The sequence below is a fragment of the Deinococcus psychrotolerans genome, from assembly GCF_003860465.1.
Classification (GTDB): domain Bacteria; phylum Deinococcota; class Deinococci; order Deinococcales; family Deinococcaceae; genus Deinococcus; species Deinococcus psychrotolerans.
This window is the reverse complement of sequence record NZ_CP034185.1, coordinates 354,091-372,820: the sequence shown is the minus strand read 5'-3', so window position 1 is coordinate 372,820 and position 18,730 is coordinate 354,091. Positions and strand designations below refer to the sequence as shown.

Sequence of the window (18,730 nt, the reverse complement as noted above, 5' to 3'; positions counted from 1 at the left end):
GTAAGATCTTTTCACTGCTGGCGAATTCTTGATCGTACTAGATACTGACTTTCCCCAGTTGCGCCACTGGTGGAGTCCGCTTCAGTGATAAATCGGTGTTGGTGTGTCGGCAATTTCCAGCACTTCCAGCTTGTCGCCCACGTCGAGGCGTCCGGTTCGCCCAGTCAGCGGCGCGTCTTGCACCATATTTTGTCCGAACGGCACGTCCTGACCGCGTCTGCGGGTGCGGGCCAGCGTGCGGAGCGGTTCGGCGCTCATCTGGGCTTCCTTCGTCACGTTGATGACGCTGCATCTGGCACAGGTTTCCACCACTTCAAAACCCACCGCGCCGATGCGGATGCGCCGCCAGAAGTCTTCTTGATACGCGGCCCCGCCGCTGATCACAAAGTTGGGGCGCAGATCGGCGGCGCTGACCGGGCGAGCGAGTTGGGCGTTGAGGTCAGCCAGTGACGCCGCGCTGATCAGGTTAAATGGACTGCCGTCCACGAAGCTGAGCTGCGAGCTATAAGGCCGGTCATCCGGTTGAAAGCGCTGCGTTTCGTCGGGCATATAAACCAGCTCGAACTGGCCGCCCAAGTACCGACTCAGCCACGCGGCGCACTCCGGCGACACCGAAACACTCGGCAGCATTTGGCCCCACAGGTCGGCGGTGAGGAGCTGGCCCTGCGGCTCAAAAGGCACACTTAAGCTGGGCATCTGCGGTGCGCCGAGTCGCAGGCCGCTCTCTTCCAAGCTGACGTCCACCAACTTGAGGCGCGTCTCCTCGCGCTGCGTCACCAGCCGCCCCGACGCGTCCACCACCATCCAGCGCCGGTCATGAATCAGGCCACGCGGCCCCACCGCCGAAGTCGAGAGCGAAATGCCGCCGGCCGATTTGACCGGGTAAATGTAGAGGGCGCTGAGGGTGAGCGGCTCGGAAGGGGTAGGCATGGTGGGCGTCCTTTGGGAAAGTGGGGTGTGTAAGCAGGTCATTCAAGTCAAAAACAGCGAGTCATCCGGGCAGGTTTCTTCCAGCCGCCCAAACAGGGCCGGACTGATGACGCCTCCGGCCAGCTCCAAAGCCAGCAGCAGCGCTCCGAAGACGGGTTCGTGGTGGCTGGCTTGCCAGCGGACATCAGGAGAGTTTTCCCGTACCCGCGCCATCAGCGCTTCACGCAAAACTGGCGAGGGATGCCGCATCACGCCGCCGGAAGTGGTCAGCAGATAATCGCCAGATAAGCCCACTTTGCCCGCAGCCGCCAGCGCGTAATCGCCCAGCGCCGCGCCGTGCTTTTGCAAGAGCCTGAAGCTGGTCGGGTCGCCCGCTGCGGCGGTATCGAGCAGCACTCGCGCCAGTCGGCCCAAGTGAGCCGGAACCGTTTGGGTGCGTCCAGTAAGAGAGTGCAGCAAGGCTTCCACGCTGGGCATCTCAAAATGGGCCAGCACCCGGTTCGTCAGCTGGGTGGGTGGGTCTATGCCGAGTTCGGCACGGTAAACGGCCCGCAGTGCTAGTCGGGCCAGCTCCTCTGCGCCCTCGGGTTCTTGCCAGTAACTGCTGTGCCACACCCGTCCGTCGGCGCTGCAGGCGGCGATGCCCGCGCTGGTGCCGCAGGCCACCGCCACGCCGAGGCCATCCAGCGATCCGGCCCGCAGCGCTCCCACCGCGTCGTTGACGACTTGCTGGCGCTTGGCCCAGTTCCAGCGGCGCAGCTCACCTTCCAGCAGGGTGAAGTCCTCGGGCCAGTCCGCTCCGGTGGCGCTGAGGGTCACGGCTCGCAGCGGCTCATGGCCGACCCCCGCGTTGGTTTTGGCCGCTGCCACCGCGTCTTCCAAGTGGCGCAGGGCTTGTTGTGGCTGGACATAGATGTTGCTGGGCCCAGCCCGCCCGTAGCCGCGCACCGTGCCAGAGGTGTCGGCGATCAGGGCAATGGTTTTGGTGTTGCCTGCGTCTATCCCTAAGACCAGATCGTTCGCCGCCACCCCGCTCATACCCAAGCGGCCTCGTCCGCGACGACCGTTAGCGGGGTGCGCCGCAGCAGCGAGGCAGGCAAATCGGGAGTTGGCCCATCTTCCAGCGCTGAGCGCAAGACGGCGCGTTTGTGCGCTCCGCTGACCAGCAGCAGGGTTTTCCGGGCTGCCAGAATAATGTCCATTCCGGCGGTGATGGCCTGTCTCGGCACCGGCAGCTCGCCCCAGTAAGCGGCGTTGCTTGCCAAACTTTCGGGCGTCAACTCCAGCACGCGGGTCGGTGCGTCAGCGGGGCTGGGCGGTTCGTTGAAGCCGAGGTGTCCGTTTGGCCCCAGTCCCAAAATCGCCAAGTCGAGCCCGCCGAGCGCGGCAATAGCCGCTTCAAAAGTACGTGGGTCTTCCAGCTTGACGGTGCGGCGAATACCCAGCGGCTCCACGAACGACCTGAGCATCCAGCTCCACAAACTGCGCGGGTCGTCTTCCGCCACGCCCAGGTATTCGTCGAGCTGCACCGCTACCACACGGTTCATCTCCAACTCACCGGCCCGCACCCGCCGCGCCAACTCGGCGTAAGTCGGCATGGGGGTGTTGCCGGTGGCGACCAAAATGCTCAAATCCGGGTTGGCGCGAACCTGCTCGGCGATAAAGTCGGCGGCGGCGGTGGCCAGCGCTTGCGAATCCGGCTGAATGTTGAGCTCCGCGCCGCTGACCATCACCACAGCCGCTCCGGCAAGAACTGGCGGTGGGCGCGGGCGAGTTCGTCATACAGCGTCTGGGCCAGCGGCAAAGTTCGCACCAATGGATTGCTCGTCAGCGCTGCTATAGCTTCTTTGCGGCTGCCACTCCACGCGGCGTCGGCGGCGAGCTGCTGGTATTCGCCCAGAGCGCTGAGCAACCCGCGAACCGGCGGCGGCACCCGGTAGCCGCCAAGAGGCCTTACGCCTTGCCGGTTGACCAAGCACGGCACTTCCACTACCCGCGAATCGGGGAAATCCTGAATCGCCCCCGCGTTCACCACATTGGTCGGCCAGATTTCGTTTTTGTCGTTGAAGAGGGCGTCCATCACGTCTACAGCGACTTCGAGTTCAAAAATGCCGCCGCGTGAGAGCTCGGGTTCGAGCGCCGGGTTCTTGGCGTCCAGTTGCTGGCGGTAGTGCTGCCAGTAGCTCGGCACGTCTCTAAGGATGTCCTCGGCGCGGGTGGTCGGCTTGTCCAAGAGCTCCCGCAGCATCTCGCGCTCAAAGTAGTAATACTTCATGTACGAAGCGGGCAGGCTGTCCATCTGCACCGCCAAGCTGATCCAGCGCCGCGCCCAGTCGTCGGCAATGCCTTCTTCCAACTTCTGCGCCAAAATCGGCAGCATCGGCTGGCTGTCATATTCTGCTTCCGCGCTCCAGCAAGCGTGGTTGAGGCCCAGCATCACCGCCCGCACCTTGGCGGGGTCGAGTCCGGCGAGTTCGGCGATCTCCTGCGGAAAAACAATCGGGCCTTCGCACAGCGACACCACCTTGATGGCCGAGTGATCCGCCACCGCTTGAGCCACGATATTGACCGGATTGGTGTAATTGAACAGGGTGGCGTCGGGGCAGATGGCCTGCATGTCTTCCACCAAGCCCCGGGCGATGTGAATGGCCCGCAGCGCCATAAAAAAGCCGCCCGCTCCCTGTGTTTCCTGCCCAATCGCCCCGTGATGCAGCGGAATGCGCTCGTCTTGGGCACGGGCCTCGAAGCCGCCGGGCCGATAACTCGACAGCACCCCGTCGCAGCCGTCTAGGGCCGCCCGTCTGTCGGTGGTCGCGCTGATTTTGAGGTCTGCGCCCTGCGCCGCCGCCATCTTGCGCGACAACCGGCACACCAAGTCCAGCTGCTCCTCGTTGAGGTCTTGCAGCACTATTTCCGAGCCAGAGAAGTTAGCGGCCTGCCGAATAAATGAAGCGACGGTGCCGGGGGCGCGGGTGCTGCCGCCGCCGATATAAGCGATTTTGACTTGAGCCATAGCAGGGAGTCCTTTTGCCGAGTATAGGCAAGCTAATGAGTTAAATACCGAGTCGAGTAAAGCATGAAAACGTTACATCGAACGCCGGAGTGATTGGCATTGAAAGGAAAAGCCGCCCAACCTGTTTGCAGGGCTGAGCGGCTTCGGTGTCGATTGCTTCTGTGTCGGTTGCGTGTGCCTCAATTCGTCAGGGTTTACTTGGGCTTGACGTTGAGGTACATCAGGCGTGCGCCGATGCTGTCGTCGGGGCTGGCGTCGTTGTAGGGATTGGCGGCGGTGGGGAAGCCGGTAAAGCGCGAGGTGTTGTACAAGTTAAACTGCGTCCGGTCGGTCAGCGGCACCCAGGGTACGTCTTTCAGCACGGCGCTGACCATCACAGCCACGGCTTTTTTCTGAGTTGCCAAGTCGCTGGTCGAGCGGAAGGTTTGCAGCGCTTTGGTAACGTCAGGGTTGGTGTAGCGCGACAAGTTGCTGGGCGCGGTCTTACCGGCAGCGGCGCTGAGTTCGGGAGCAAACGACTGATAAAAGAGGTAATACGGCGTCGGGCCGTTGCCCCAGCCCCAACTGATGCCCATGTCGTAGGTGGCGCTCTGCATGCTGCCGGAATAGCCTGCCCAAGCTTGCTGGTCGATCTGGGTGTTGATGCCGAGTTGCTTGAGGTTGTCGCCGATCACCTGCGCCATGGTAATGAAATCAGTCCAGCCCGCGCCCACCAAAATGCGGTAGTTCGGCAGCGGCTTGCCGTCTTTGCCGAGGCGCACACCCTGGGCGTTTTTCTTGTAGCCAGCGGCGGTGAGGGCGGCGTCAGCGGCGGCGGGGTCGTATTTGCCCCCCATACTCTTGGTGCTGGCCGAAAGCCACTTGTCTTGCTGGGCCGGAATAATGGCCGAGGGTGCGGCGGCGGGAACGGCCCCCGCGTAGGCTTTTTGGGCGACTTCCTTGGTGTTGATGGCGCTCGAAACGGCCCGCCGGAAGCCCGCGTCGCTAAACGGCGCTTTGGTGGTGTTGAAGTACAAGAAATTGCCGTTGTTGGTGGGCCACCAGTAGTCGGTGTTCTTGTTCTGTTTGGCGTAGGCGATGGGGTCGGAGATGCCCACATAACCGTAATCGGCGTCACCTTTAATCAGCTTGAACAGCGCCGCGTCGTTGCTGCTGGTCGAGAGCCACACCACCGCGTCCACATAAGGCTGGCCCTTGAGCCAGTAATTGGGATTTTTGAGAACCCGCAGCGCCTGCTGGCTGTAGGTGTCGAATACAAATGGCCCGGTGCCGATGGGTTTGGCGTTGGTGTACGTTCCGGGGTCTGTGACGCTGGCCCACAGGTGTTGAGGAACAATCAAAGTGTGGGCAATAAATTGAAAGTTGGGGGTGTTGGCTTTGTCAAAGGCAAAGACCACCGTGTTAGGATTGGGGGATTTGACGCTGGTCAGGCCGTTTTTCCAAATTCCAGTCAAGTCCAATACCGGATACTTTTTCATGTAGTTGAAGGTAAAAACCACGTCATTCGAGTCAAAAGCTTGATTGTCCGTCCACTTGACATTGGGACGCGTCGTCACCGTCAGGGTTTTGTTGTCTTTGCTCCAAGCATACTTGGTGCCCAATACCGGCGTCACTTTGCCGTTGATGGTGTTCACGAAAAACAGGCTTTCGTAAATGGCCGAGTTGGTCGGCAAGAGGTGCTGGCTGCCCGGTAAGAAGGGATTGAAATTCTGAGCGCCCCACTGATCGCTTCTGACCACCGTGAAAGTGCTTTTGGGGTTTTGGGCGTAAGCGGCGCTGCTGAGGGCAGCCGTGAGGACGAGGGCAAACTTGGCGAAAGTTTTGGCGCTTTTCATGGGAAGTCCTCCAAAAGAAAGTGGGGGCTTAAAGCTACTAAAGCTGTAAGTTTACAAATGGGTATCTAGAGGTATAGGCGTTTGGGCTGCTCAACACTGTAGTTCTGGTCAATGTCTAATCCGTCAGGAAAAGAACGCTATGAAGCTGCTTATTCGGGCGGCCCAGTAGATTCACGCCGCACCAGTTCCGGCAGAAAGGTCAGTGGCCCACTGCTCTGCCCCTCCAGCAAGCGCAGCGCCAGATTGGCCGCTGCCACGCCCATCGGGTAAGCGGGCTGGCGAATGCTGGTCAGGCGCGGATAGAGCAGTGAGGCGATCACCGCGTCGTCAAAGCCGATGACGGCCACTTGCTGAGGCACCCTCAGGCCGCGCCGGTGCAGTGAGCGCAGCACCCCAGCGGCCATCAGATCGCCCGCTGCAAAAATGCCATCGGGGAACATGTCGCCGGGGACGCCCTCGGCTGAGCTTGTCCATCCTGAGCCTCCCCCTACCGCACCGTCCAGCAGCGCCTCGCCCGCCCGCAAGCCCGAAACTTCGGAATAATCGCCCCCGAAGCGGCGGTAGGTCAGTCCGGCTCCGGCGACCACCCGCGCAAAGCCGCGCTCACGCTCGGCACTCTCGCGGCCCTCCGCGCCCACGTAGGCGAGGCGGCGGCGCTGTGAGGCCAGCAGTTCGTGGGCGGCCAGCGCTCCGCCCGCTTCGTTGTCGAGTTCGACCCGGTGCGGCAAACCGCTGACCTCGGGCGCGACGTGAACCCAGCCCGAGTGACGCTGCAACGGAAGCAGTGGGCCCAAGCGCGAATTGATGACGATCCCGCCGTCGAGCGCGTGCTTGAGCAGGTGCTGGGCCGCGCCGCGTTCGGCAGCTTCGTCGTCGTGGCTGGAGGCCAGCAAAATGCTCATGCCGTGACGCCCCAGCACGTCTCCGATGGCCCGAATCATTTCGCCGTAAAGCGGAAAAGCCACGTTCGGCACGATCAGGCCGATCAAATCACTGCGCCCACGCACGAGGTTGCGGCCCAGCGGACTCGGTTTGTAATCCAAAGCGGCGGCCCACTCCACCACGCGCTGGCGGGTCTGGGGACTGACCACGCCTTCGTCACTGAGGGCGCGGGACACGGTGGCGATAGAGACGCCGGCTTGCTTGGCCACTTCGCGGATCCCCGCGCCGCGCATCTTTTCGCCTTGCACCTTCTGACTTTGTCCCTTTTTACTTTGCGCTTTCTCACTGGGCAAGGCCGCTTTTTGCGGCGCTGGGCGCGGGCTCGGCTCGGTTTTCGGCATGGCCCTCCCTCAGAATGAAAAAGTGAGCTGTTTAGAGCGGACGGAACAGACAAATCGCCGATGTAAACGTTACATGTGTTGGTAGGGCCAGCCTAAGAGCTGGGCGCTCCAAAGTCAAGCGCAGTGGAGCGTGGGCGGCGATCACGTGCCAAAGTGCGGGCCACCAATCCACCGCCTTGCAAAATAGATTGCAATTGGGTAAGATTTGCAAAATCAAATACATCCTTAGCCCCTCCGACCTTTTGGCCGTGTTGTGGTTCAGTTCGCTCCACCGTTCGCCCTCTTGAAGATCCAGTCAGAAGGAGTCGCCGTGTCGTTAGCCCAAGTGAGTGCCGGAGCTTCTCTCAAACGTCCCTGTTTAGGCTGCTGCCGTGCGTCTTGACCGCGCTGAGCTCCGCCTCGTTTCGCTGCCGCTCTTAAAGCCCTTTCGCACTTCGTTTGGAGTGATGAACGGCAAGACGTTTGTGCTGCTGCGCCTCTTCGGTGAAGGTCTGGAAGGCGTATCTGAAGGTGTCATGGACGTGCGGCCCGATTACCGCGAGGAAACCATCAGCGGCGCACTGGCCCTGCTGCAAGAAAGCATTTTGCCGAGCGTGCTGGGCCAGGACTTCGTCAACCCCGAACAGCTGATGCGCCACTTATCGGGAATCCGCGGCAACCGGATGGCGCTGGCCTCCCTCGAAATGGCCTTCTGGGATTTGTGGGCCAAGAATTTGGGTCTGCCGCTCTCTACCGTGCTGGGTGGCGTCAGAAACGAGGTGGCGGTGGGCGTGTCGCTGGGCATCCAGCCGAGCATCGAGGCCACCGTGGACTCTGCCGTGCGGCACGCCGAGCAGGGCTACAAGCGTATCAAACTCAAGATTCAGCCGGGCTGGGATGTGAAAATGGTGCGGGCGGTCAAGGCAGCGCTGGGCGACTTGCCGGTCACGGTGGACGCCAACGCCGCGTACTCGCTGGGGCAGATCAACACCCTGCGCGAACTCGATACACTGGGCCTCGATTACATCGAGCAGCCACTGGCCTGGGACGACATGCGCGACCACGCCAAGTTGCAAGCCCTGATGCAGACGCCGCTGTGCTTAGACGAGTGCATCACCTCGGCACAGGACACCCGCAAGGCGCTGGAAATGGCTGCTTGCCGCCTGATCAACATCAAAGTCGGACGGGTCGGCGGTCACTTGGAAGCGCGGCGGATTCACGATGTGGCCGCTGCGTTCAGCGCTCCGGTGTGGTGCGGCGGGATGTTGGAAAGCGGAATCGGCAGAGCGCACAACATCCACCTCGCCACGCTGGAAAACTTCACCAAGCCCGGCGACACCAGCAGTTCCTCGCGGTACTGGGCCCGCGACATTGTTCATGAACCGCTGGAAACGTCGGGCGGCATGATGCCCGTTCCGGGGGGCGCAGGCATCGGCGTCACGCTGGACTTGCCGTTTTTAGACACGCTGACACAGATGAAGGTGGACGTGAAGCCGCAGCGCACTTCCGCCGCGCCAGCCGCACCTTGAACACGCCCGCCTCCCTAAGTATTCGGGAGCTGAATGGGCTGGGCGAACTCGCCCTCACGCCGTCCCTGGCACGGGCTGTCTGGGGTGAGGGCGACCATCCGGAAGACCCCGGCTTGCTGTTGGCGGTGCAGCATATCGGCGGTCTGGTGGCGGGCGCGGTAGACGGAGACGGGCAACTCTGGGCGTATCTGATCGGTTTGCCCACCAAAGACGCTGGTATCCAGCACTCGCACCGCCTTGGCGTGCATCCGAGCGCCCGCAAGCAGCATCTGGGTGAGAAGCTCAAGCGCTTTCAGCGCGAGTGGTGTTTGGAACGCGGCATCAATCAGGTGCGCTGGACATTTGACCCATTGCTCCTCATCAACGCCCACCTCAATATTCACCGGCTGGGCGCGGTGGTTCGCACCTTCTTGCCCAATTACTACGGTGAGATGGGCGGCATCAACGCGGGAGCGCCCTCTGACCGTTTTGAAGCCGAGTGGGTACTGGGCAGCACGCGGGCAGAGGCGCATCTGGCCGGACAGCCGAGTGAAACTTGGCCGCAGCAGGCCTTTCATCCCCTCGAAGCCGAGTTGCCCGCCACCCTGCCCGAGCAGATCGCCGTCCGCATTCCGAAAGACTTTTACCGCTTGCTGCGCGAAGATCAGGCGCGAGCACTGGACTGGCGACTCAAGACCGGCCCGCTGTTCACCCGACTCTTTGCGGAAGGGTACACCCTGACAGACGTGAGTCTGAGCCGCGAACATTATTTGTTTGAACGCGGAGCCGAATGCTGAACTTCGTCATCCGCCGCGTGCTGGCGCTGCCGCTGATCATGCTGGCGGTGACGTTTCTGATTGTGCTGGTGATGCAGCTCATCCCGCCGGAGCAGCGGGCGGTGGCCTTTACCACCAACTTACAGCAACTGGATCGCGTGCAGGAGATCATCAAGACCAATCACCTCGACGGCAGCGTCTTTGAGCAGTACGGGTTGTGGCTGGGTCAGGCGCTCAGCGGCAATCTGGGCTTCTCGCGCACCAGTGGGCAGCCGGTGACCGCCACGCTGCTCTCACGCTTTCCCGCCACGCTGGAGCTGACCCTCTTTACGCTCGTGCCGCTGGTGTGGGTAGGCATCTGGTTGGGCGGGCAGGCCGCCGTTCACCGCAACCGCCTGCCCGACGCCGTGATCCGGATCATCGCCGTGCTGGGCTACAGCATTCCCAGTTTCGTGCTGGGCGTCTGGTTGCTGGTGATCTTTTACGGCGCACTCGATTGGCTGCCCGGCACCGGCAATCTCAGCAACGACAGCGCCATCTTGGTGATGACCGGCAGCGTCCGGCATATTACCGGCTTGGTCACTCTAGACGCGCTGCTCAGCGGGCGGCTGGACGTGTTCTGGGACGGCCTGAGGCACCTGATTTTGCCGGCCTTTACCTTGCTGGTGGTCGGTATTCCGGCGCTGATCAAAGGCACCCGCGCCAGCATGATCGAGGCGCTGCACAGCGATTACATCCGCACCGCCCGCGCCAAGGGCATTACCGAGCGGGACGTGATTCGCAAGCACGCCCGCCGAAATGCCATGTTGCCGGTCGCCACCCTCATCAGCCTGAGCGTCTCGGGCCTGCTGCAAGGCGCGGTGCTGGCCGAAACGCTCTACGGCTATCCCGGTGTGGGCGCGTGGGCCGCTCAAGCGGCGGCGGCAGGCGACCTGCCCGGTGTGCTGGGCTTCGCCCTGATGGCCGCCACCATCGTGGCCGTCATCAATTTGCTGACCGATCTGGCCTACACCGTCATTGACCCCCGCGTGAGGTATGCGTGAGCGCCGTGAGCCCCCGTCCATCCCAACCGATCAAAAAGCCCGCCTCGCGCTCGGTGCTGGCCCGCACCTTCCGGCGCAATCTGCCCGCCCGCATCGGGGCCGCACTGATCTGTTTGTATCTGCTGGTGGCGCTGCTGGCTCCGGTGCTGGCCCCGCCGCAGGGCAACTGCCGCCGGGCGCTGAACCTCACCGAGACACAGGTGATTCCCGGCCCTGCCGCTTACCTGCGCGAGCTGTTGGCCCCGCCCGACGCGTGCCTCCAGATGCCGCGTCAGGGCTTCGCGGCCCAGCCCAAACCGCCCGCCGAGGGTGTGCCGCTGGGCAGCGTCAACGGCTACGACATCCGCTACGGACTGGTCTGGGGCACCCGCACCGCCTTTTTTCTGGGCCTCTCGGTGGTCGCCATTACCGTAACGGTGGGGGGGCTGATCGGGCTGGCAGCGGGCTTTTTTGGAGGCTGGCTGGACAACGTACTGATGCGACTGACCGACGTCACCTTCGCCTTTCCCGGCTTGATTTTGGTGCTGGTGTTGGTGGCCGCGCTGGGGCCGGGCCTGCAAAACATCATCATCGCGCTGAGCCTGGTGTCGTGGGCAGGCCCGGCCCGCATCCTGCGCTCGGAAGTGCTGCGGCTGCGTGAGCTGGACTACGTGGCGGCGGCGCGTGGCCTCGGCAGCAAGCAGATGCGGATTGCCCTGCGCCACGTGCTGCCCAACGCGCTGGGGCCGGTCTTCAGCATCGTGGTGCTGGACATGGGCAGCTTACCTATCGTGGCGGGGGCGCTGTCCTTTCTGGGCCTCGGGACGCCGCTGGGCTTTGCCGACTGGGGCCAACTGATCGCCCTGGCCCAGAAGTGGATTCAGGGGCCGCCGGGTGAGCCGTTTGCCTACTGGTACGTCACGCTCTTTCCGGGACTGTGCATCGCCATCTACAGCCTCGGCTGGAACCTGCTGGGCGACGCGCTCGGCGAGCAACTCGATCCGCGCAACCGCTGAAATTCTTCTTCCTCTTCCACCTTTGGAGGTCACACCATGAACCGTTCCCTGATCGCTCTTACCATCGCCCTCGCCGCCTCGCTCGCCCTCGCCACCCCCACCGACACGCTGGTCTACCAGATCGCCTCGGCCACCGCCAGCGTGGAACCTGCCCAAGCGGTCGCCACGTGGGACGTGCTGCCGGTCATGCAGATGTACGAGGGGCTGTATCTCAACAACTTCGGCAAGTACGAGCCGCTGCTGGCCACCAAGTTTACCCAGAGTAAAGACGGCAAAACGACCACCTTTACCCTTCGCAAAAATGTCAAGTTCCATGACGGCTCAGCGATGACCTGCTCGGATGCCGAATACTCTCTGCGCCGCACGCTGCTGGTCGGCAACGAAACCTCGCTGGCCGCCCAGATTCGCGCCAACCTGCTGGGCCTCTCCGGCTTCACGCCCGAAGTCAAGAAGACTTACACCTTCGCCAAGCTGTCGGGTATGGTCAAGTGCGACGCGGCCGGTCAACTGGTGCTGACGCTCGACCGCAACGTGCCGAGCTTGCTCGATTCGATTACCCAGATGTACATCGTGCCGATGAAAGCGCTGGTGGCGGGCGGCGACTGGAGCGGCACGGCCAAGGATTTCGAGGCTTTTCTCGGCAAGGACGTTTCGAACTCGGCGCTGGCCCAGAAGCCCGACGGCACCGGCGCGTATCAGTTCGTGGCCCGCGATCCCAGCCGCTTTGTGATGAAAGGCTTTGAAGGGTACTGGGGCGGCGCAGCGCCGCTCAAAAACGTGATCTTGCAGAAAGTGGACAGCGACACCGCCCGCGTGCTGGCGCTGCAAAAAGGCGACGCCGACATCGCCATCGTCCCTGACCGCGATACGCTGGCCAAGCTCAAGGGCGTGGCGGGCGTCAAAGTGTATGAAAACCTGCCCACCCATGATTTGACTGGTGTGGTGCTGTTTAACCAGAACATCAAAGACGACAAGTTGCTGCCCGCCGGACAACTGGCCGAGAACAACATCCCAGTCAACTTCTTCAGTGACGTTCATGTCCGCAGGGCCTTTGCGGCGCTGTTCGACACCAAAACCTATCTCCGCGACGCCCTCAAAGGCTACGCTCTGGCGCGTCACACCACCCTGCCCACCAACAACTGGGCCGAAGTCAATACGCTCAATCCCCCTGCTTACAACCTCAAGGTGGCTGAGGCCGAACTCAAGCAGGCCTTCGGCGGCAAGCTGTGGACGACGGGCTTTACCGTTCCTCTGGAAACCTACGCGGGCCTCGGCGCAGCGGAAGTGATCGCGGGCATCTTCAAGCAAAATATCGAGGCCCTCAACCCCAAGTTCCACGCCAATATCAGCACCCTGGAACTCAGCGCGGCCAACGCCAGACTGCTCGGCGGCAAGTCGCCTTTCGGTGCGCTGACCTGGGGCGGAGCCGATCCCGACACCAACTTGCGCGGCCTGTACAGCTCCGGCGGCATTCTCGCTTCGGCCACCAATATCAATGATCCCAAAATGGAAAAAATGCTGGATCAGGCCCGCGATACGGTGGGTCAGGCTGCCCGCAAACCGCTTTACAAGGCGTTGCTGACGTACCTCAATCAGCAGACCTACGCCTTCCCGCTGCCGCAGCCGTCGGTCTTTGCGGCCACTGTCTCGTCACTCAAGGGTTACGAGAACTTCAACAAAACCAGTCTGCTCAAGGTGTTGAGCAAGTAATCCTTTAATTTTGCCGCCACGTTTTCTAGGCCTGCCGCGCCTCACTGAAGCGCGGCAGCAGGAAAAATCGGTCTCTTCGTCCCAGTTCGCCCGCCTCCGTTCCGATGTTGATTCGCATGTTGAGGAGAATCCATGACCGTGACCCCCAAGAGCAGCACCGAACTCGCCGCCGCCTTCGAGCAGGAAGCCAAGCGCCTGCTGGGAGAGTACAAAATTCCCGGCGTCACGCTGGGGATGCTGACGCCGGACGGCGATTACTTCGTCCATCTGGGCGTCACCAGCCTGGAGAACCCGCTGCCGATTGACGCCGACACCATTTTTCAGATCGGCAGCACCACCAAGACCATCACCTCGCTGACTTGCTCGGTCTTGGTGGCGCAGGGCAAGTTAGATTTGGACGTGCCAGTTCGCACCTACCTGCCGGACTTCAAGCTCAAAGACGAATCGGTGGCCGCCGCCCTGACCGTGCGTGATGTGCTGACCCATCAGGGCGGCTTCCAGGGCGACCTCTTCGAGGAAACCGGCAACGGCGACGACGCGCTCTCCAAGGTGCTGGACATTCTGGCTGAGTCACCGCAGGTCGTGGCGCTACGGAGTCACTGGAGCTATAACAATGCCGGATTTTATGTGGCGGGGCGCGTGATTGAAGTGCTGACCGGCAAGCCTTATGAGGCGGCCGTCACCGAACTGATTTTTGAGCCGCTGGGAATGGATCACACCCTCTTTTTTCCCAGTCAGGTGATGACCTACCGTTTTGCTGCTGGACACAACAAGATCGATGACGAGTTGGTGATTCAGCGCCCCTGGATTCTGCCGCGCTCCTCAGCCCCGGCGGGCGGCACCCTCAATTCCACCATGCGCGACATGACCCGCTACGCCTACTACATCATGTCGGGCACCACCATACCTGCGCGGCCAGATCAGGAGGCCGGGGCGCAGGGCGAGGACACGGCCACACCCGCTGAAGCCTCACCGTTAGAAACGCTAGACCGTCCCCTGCTTTGGAAGCCGCAGCGGCCCATCGGCGACGCCCTCAACGGCTTTCCCGGTGAACGGGGCCAGATCGGGCAGAGCTGGTTTATCGATCAGTACCCGCAGGCCACCATCATCAGTCACGGCGGCACCACCCACGGCCACCAGTCGGACTTCTGGGTCTCACCCGACCGCAAAGTGGGCTTCATTGCCATGACCAATGCCAGCAACGGCCACGCTTACAACCGCAAGCTCAGCAAATGGATCAAGCGCGAACTGCTGGGCCTCAGCGCCGCAGAGCTGCCGGAGCATTTTGTCAGCCCTGACACCCTGAGTGACTTTGAAGGGAAGTATCTGATTATCGGGACAGCTATGAACATTGGCTCGCACCTTGAAGGTGGGCGACTGACCCTCACCATCCCCGACACCACACCTGGCGCAAGCGGCACAAAGCCCGCCCCGCTGCGGTTTATCGCCCCGAACCGTGCGCTGGTCACGAGCGGCGGCGATCTGGACGACACCGGCGTCGAGTTTCTGCGTGGTGCGGACGACAAGGTGGAATTCATGCGTATGGGTGTCAGGCTCTACCCGTTGGAGGGTCGAGAAGTCGCCCAGACCATGCCGCTCACCGAAATTTAACACCCAACCCCATTGTTTCACCGCTTTAGCCTGTAAGGAGGCCCCATCATGACCGCGACCACACCCAAAAGCAGCACCGAACTCGCCGCCGCCTTTAAAAGTGAAGCCAAACGGCTTTTAGAGGAATACAAGGTTCCCGGCATCACGCTGGGTCTCCTCACGCCAGACGGAGATCATTTTGTCAGTCTGGGCGTGACCAGCATAGAAAACCCGCTGCCGATCACCCACGACACCATCTTCCAGATCGGCAGCACCACCAAGACCCTCACTTCGCTCACCTGCTCCGTGCTGGTGGAGCAGGGCAAGTTGGACTTGAATGTGCCGGTGCGGACGTACCTGCCAGAGTTCAAGCTCACCGACGAATCGGTGGCCGCGCGGGTGACCGTGCATGACCTGCTGACCCATCAGGGCGGCTTTCAGGGCGATTTGTTCGAGGAAACGGGCGACGGTGACGACGCCGTTGCTAAAGGGCTAGACGCGCTGGCACAGTCGCCGCAGGTGGTGCCGCTGAGGGGCCATTGGAGTTACAACAACGCGGGCTTTTTTGTGGCCGGGCGGGTCATCGAGGTCGTTACCGGCAAGACTTACGAAGCGGCCGTGACTGAACTGGTTCTCACGCCGCTGGGCATGGATCACACCCTTTTCTTTCCCAGCCAGATCATGACCTACCGCTACGCCACCGGCCACAACAAGGTGAACGACGAAATGGTGGTGCAGCGCCCCTGGATGATGATGCGCTCGGCGGCTCCAGCGGGCAGCAGTTGCTCGTCCACGGTCAGCGATATGGCCAAGTACGCCCACTACATCATGTCGGGAACGATGCCGGAGCCGTCCGCAGCTGCCGAGAACAGCACAGACGAAAAGGCCGAAAAACCTGAAGTCCCCACCTTGAGCGGGATGAACCGCACACACCTGTGGAAACCCGTCCGGCCCATCGGCGTCGGGATCAACGCCTTTCCGGGTGAGGAAGGGCAAATCGGGCAGAGCTGGTTCATCGATGAATATGAAAGCGCCACCATCATCAGCCACGGCGGAACCACCTTCGGCCACCAATCAGATTTCTGGGTTTCGCCGGATCGCAAGGTGGGCTTTATCGCCATGACCAACGCCAGCAACGGCCACGCCATGAACCGCAGGCTCGGCGAATGGGTCAAGCGTGAGGTGTTGGGGCTGGTCAAGCCGGAGCGCGAGGAAGTCAAGCTGGACGAGGGGGCGCTGACAGCTTTTGCCGGTGAGTACGACGTGATCGGTCAGCCGTATACCATTGGCGCGAAGGTGGAAGGCGGCAAGCTGATGCTGGTTCTCCCCAATCCCAACACCGGCGGTACTGAAGAAATGTCGGTGCGCTTCATTGCCCCGGAACGCGCTGCCGTGGCGGGCGGCGACGCGGACGGCATCGGCGTGGAATTTCTGACGAAGGGCGGCGAAGTGGAATTCATGCGCTTCGGTGCACGGCTGTACCCGCGCTTGCAACTCGGGGCGGCCCAGCAACCGCCCGTGACCGCCGCGCTGTAAGGAGGCATGATGAGTCAGATTTTGATCAAGAACGGCACCCTGATCGACGGCACCGGAGCGCCGAGACGCCGAGCCGATCTGCTGATTGACGGTGAGCGCATTGCCGCCGTCCAAGAACCCGGCGGCCCCGTGCCGGAAGGAGCCGAGGTCATAGACGCTTCCGGCATGGTGGTGGCCCCCGGCTTCATCGACGTGATGAGCCACTCGGTCTCCAGCTTGCTGGCCAGTGGCCTGAGTGTCGGCAAGGTGACGCAGGGCGTGACCACCGAGATCATGGGCGAGGGCTGGACTCCGGCCCCAGCCGTGCTGAGTGAAGCGCACGCCTTTCCCGTTCACGGCTTGCCGAATGACGATGAGCGCTGGATCGAGCGGGCGAGGGGCTGGACGCGCTTCGGCGATTGGATGGCCGCGCAGGAAGACGTGGGCGCGTCCGTCAACTTCGGCTCATTTCTGGGCGCGACGACGGTCAGAATGGCCGCCAGGGGCCACACGGCGGGTGAGAGCAGCCCCGAACAAATCGCCGAGATGCGCCGCGTCACCCGCGAGGCAATGGCGGACGGAGCGTATGGCGTGGCCACCGCGCTGATCTACCCGCCCGGCAGCTACGCCAGCACCGATGAGCTCGTGGCCGTCTGCGAGGAAGTCGGGCGTGCTCAGGGCATCTACATCACCCACATGCGCTCCGAGGGCGAGGCGATTTTGGAAGGCTTTACCGAGGCGCTCGAGATCTCAGAGCGCAGCGGGGCGCGGCTGCACCTCTACCACCTCAAAGCGGCGGGCAGACCAGCCTGGCCGAAAATGGCGACCCTCATTGAGCGGATCAACGCCGAGCGGGCAGCGGGTAAAGACATCCACGCTGATATGTACCTCTACACGGCGGGCGGCACCGGTCTGGCGGCGTCTTGCCCACCCTGGGCCAGCGAGGATGACCAGCTTAAAGAGCGTCTGCGCGACCCCGTCACCCGCGCCAAGATTCGGGCCGCCATACAAAACCCCGACGGCACCTGGGAACCGCTCGGCAGCCTGGCCGGGCCGCAGGGCGCTTATCCGGTGGGCCTGAAATTGCCCCAGCACGCCGATTACAAGGGCAAGTCGCTGGCCGAGATCGCCACAATGCGTGGTCAGGACTGGATCGACACGGCACTGGACTTGATCGAGAGCGAACCCGGTAGTATTGGCACGCTTTACCATCTGATGACCGAAGAGAACATTGAGCGTCAGCTGAAAGAACCCTGGGTGATGCTCGGCTCGGATGCGGCGGGCGACGACCCCGGCGACCAGGACGGCGGCCACCCTAGAGCGCTGGGCAATTTCACCCGCTTGCTGGGCCACTACGTGCGCGAAAGAGGTCTGCTGAGTCTCGAAGAAGGCGTGCGCCGTATGACCAGCCTGCCCGCCGAGCACCTGCGCCTCAAAGACCGGGGCGAGTTGCGTGAAGGCGCTTACGCCGACGTGGTGATTTTTGATCCGGCGACCATCCAAGACAAAGCCACCTACGCCGAGTCCAATAAGTTCTCGGTGGGCGTGCAGGGCGTGTGGGTCAACGGCGTGCAGACCCTCAAGGCGGGCAAGCACACCGGGGCTTTGCCGGGCAAGCGGCTCTACGGGCCGGGAGCAGCGACTTCGGGGCGTGCCGGTTGAGCTTTCTCGCTATGCTGATGCCATGACAAGCCTTGCCAGCGCTCCAATGGGTTCGGCGGTCGAGCGCCTCCGTGCCGGAGTAGAGGAGCTGAGTCAGCGGGATCAGCGCGTCGCCCGCTTTTGTATTGACCATGCTGAGGAAGTGCCGTTTTTGAGTGCAGGTGAATTGGCCGGGCGCTTGGGCATCAGCGGCGCGGCCATCACCCGTTTTAGCCAGCGGATCGGCTACGACGGCTATCCGCACTTCCAAAAGACGGTGCGCCATGACCTGCGGGCCACCCTCGGCCTCAAACAGCCGGGGCCTCAAAACGCCGTCGTCGCTGATTTTTGGGCCAGCGAACGCGCCAATCTGGAGAGTCTGGCGGCGCTGCCAGAACAGCAACTGCTCCCCTTCGCGCAGGCCATCGCGCAGGCCCGCCGGGTCTGGATCGTGGGTGCCCGCTCCTCGTACGGCTTGGCGCTGATGGCTGAAGCGCTGCTGTCTTCGTTTCGCCCACGTGTCGAAGCGCACTCCGCCGATCTGCTGCTCAGCCGCCCCGAGCAGTTCCTCGAACTGACGGCTGAAGACGCTGTGCTGGTCTACACCATGCGGCGCTACAGCCGCGCCACCACCCAAGTCGTCACCGCCCTGCATGAGCGCGGCGTCACGGTACTGCTGCTGACCGATCAGGGCGCTTCGCCGCTCGGCAAGTTGGCCCGTCACTGCCTGCGCCTGCCCACTCAAGGCTCAGAAGCCGCCGCTTCGGTCGCGCCGTTTGTCAGCATCACCTCGCTGATGATCGTGCTGGTGGCCAGAGCGTGGAAGGGCGATCACTTCAAGCAAACCGAAGCCCTCAAAGCCGAGTTCGGCGTGTACGAATACTGACGGAGCAGGGGAGAGGATTCAAGGTT

General features: G+C 62.5%; 15 protein-coding genes. 9 read left to right on the top strand and 6 right to left on the bottom strand.

The genetic code is table 11. The annotated features are described in order from the left end of the window. Window positions 1-81 precede the first annotated feature (81 nt). The 6 genes from EHF33_RS17695 to EHF33_RS17670 form a co-directional block, all read right to left on the bottom strand. The gene (locus tag EHF33_RS17695) at window positions 82-930 is read right to left on the bottom strand and encodes an MOSC domain-containing protein (RefSeq protein WP_164473595.1); all 849 of its coding nucleotides are present in this window, start codon (window positions 928-930) and stop codon (window positions 82-84) included. 42 nt (window positions 931-972) lie between these two features. Beyond that, a complete protein-coding gene (locus tag EHF33_RS17690) occupies window positions 973-1,968 on the bottom strand; it encodes an N-acetylglucosamine kinase (protein ID WP_124874646.1) in 996 nt (331 codons plus the stop codon). Further along, the gene (locus tag EHF33_RS17685) at window positions 1,965-2,660 is read right to left on the bottom strand and encodes a glucosamine-6-phosphate deaminase (protein ID WP_124874800.1); all 696 of its coding nucleotides are present in this window, start codon (window positions 2,658-2,660) and stop codon (window positions 1,965-1,967) included. The genes EHF33_RS17690 and EHF33_RS17685 overlap by 4 nt, the downstream gene beginning before the upstream one ends. Then, complete coding sequence (locus tag EHF33_RS17680) at window positions 2,660-3,943, bottom strand: family 4 glycosyl hydrolase (RefSeq protein ID WP_124874644.1); 1,284 nt, start codon at window positions 3,941-3,943, stop codon at window positions 2,660-2,662. Before EHF33_RS17680 ends, EHF33_RS17685 begins: the two co-directional genes overlap by 1 nt. A gap of 194 nt (window positions 3,944-4,137) precedes the next feature. After that, window positions 4,138-5,778 (bottom strand): ABC transporter substrate-binding protein, encoded by a 1,641-nt coding sequence (locus EHF33_RS17675; protein ID WP_124874642.1) that lies wholly within the window; start codon window positions 5,776-5,778, stop codon window positions 4,138-4,140. 149 nt (window positions 5,779-5,927) lie between these two features. Further along, entirely contained in the window at window positions 5,928-7,061 is a 1,134-nt protein-coding gene (locus EHF33_RS17670) for a LacI family DNA-binding transcriptional regulator (RefSeq protein WP_124874640.1), read from the bottom strand. Between the two features lie 371 nt (window positions 7,062-7,432). Here EHF33_RS17670 and menC point away from each other — a divergent pair, with 371 nt between their 5' ends. From menC to EHF33_RS17625, 9 genes are all read left to right on the top strand, one after another. Next, a complete protein-coding gene (menC, locus tag EHF33_RS17665) occupies window positions 7,433-8,569 on the top strand; it encodes an o-succinylbenzoate synthase (RefSeq protein ID WP_124874638.1) in 1,137 nt (378 codons plus the stop codon). Further along, window positions 8,566-9,345: a GNAT family N-acetyltransferase gene (locus EHF33_RS17660; RefSeq protein ID WP_124874636.1), complete on the top strand. Its 780-nt coding sequence runs from the start codon at window positions 8,566-8,568 to the stop codon at window positions 9,343-9,345. Before menC ends, EHF33_RS17660 begins: the two co-directional genes overlap by 4 nt. Next, complete coding sequence (locus EHF33_RS17655; protein WP_124874634.1) at window positions 9,339-10,367, top strand: ABC transporter permease; 1,029 nt, start codon at window positions 9,339-9,341, stop codon at window positions 10,365-10,367. The genes EHF33_RS17660 and EHF33_RS17655 overlap by 7 nt, the downstream gene beginning before the upstream one ends. A gap of 5 nt (window positions 10,368-10,372) precedes the next feature. Further along, entirely contained in the window at window positions 10,373-11,362 is a 990-nt protein-coding gene (locus EHF33_RS17650) for an ABC transporter permease (protein ID WP_124874632.1), read from the top strand. A 36-nt stretch (window positions 11,363-11,398) separates the two neighbouring features. Continuing rightward, window positions 11,399-13,072 (top strand): ABC transporter substrate-binding protein, encoded by a 1,674-nt coding sequence (locus EHF33_RS17645; RefSeq protein WP_124874630.1) that lies wholly within the window; start codon window positions 11,399-11,401, stop codon window positions 13,070-13,072. Window positions 13,073-13,204: 132 nt separating this feature from the next. Next, window positions 13,205-14,683, top strand: coding sequence for a serine hydrolase domain-containing protein (locus tag EHF33_RS17640; RefSeq protein WP_124874628.1), 1,479 nt, complete (start codon window positions 13,205-13,207; stop codon window positions 14,681-14,683). A 48-nt stretch (window positions 14,684-14,731) separates the two neighbouring features. Next, on the top strand, window positions 14,732-16,198 hold the full coding sequence (locus tag EHF33_RS17635; protein WP_124874626.1) for a serine hydrolase domain-containing protein: 1,467 nt from the start codon (window positions 14,732-14,734) through the stop codon (window positions 16,196-16,198). 6 nt (window positions 16,199-16,204) lie between these two features. Beyond that, the gene (locus EHF33_RS17630) at window positions 16,205-17,839 is read left to right on the top strand and encodes an N-acyl-D-amino-acid deacylase family protein (protein WP_124874624.1); all 1,635 of its coding nucleotides are present in this window, start codon (window positions 16,205-16,207) and stop codon (window positions 17,837-17,839) included. 22 nt (window positions 17,840-17,861) lie between these two features. Next, complete coding sequence (locus EHF33_RS17625) at window positions 17,862-18,704, top strand: MurR/RpiR family transcriptional regulator (RefSeq protein ID WP_124874622.1); 843 nt, start codon at window positions 17,862-17,864, stop codon at window positions 18,702-18,704. Window positions 18,705-18,730 lie beyond the last annotated feature (26 nt).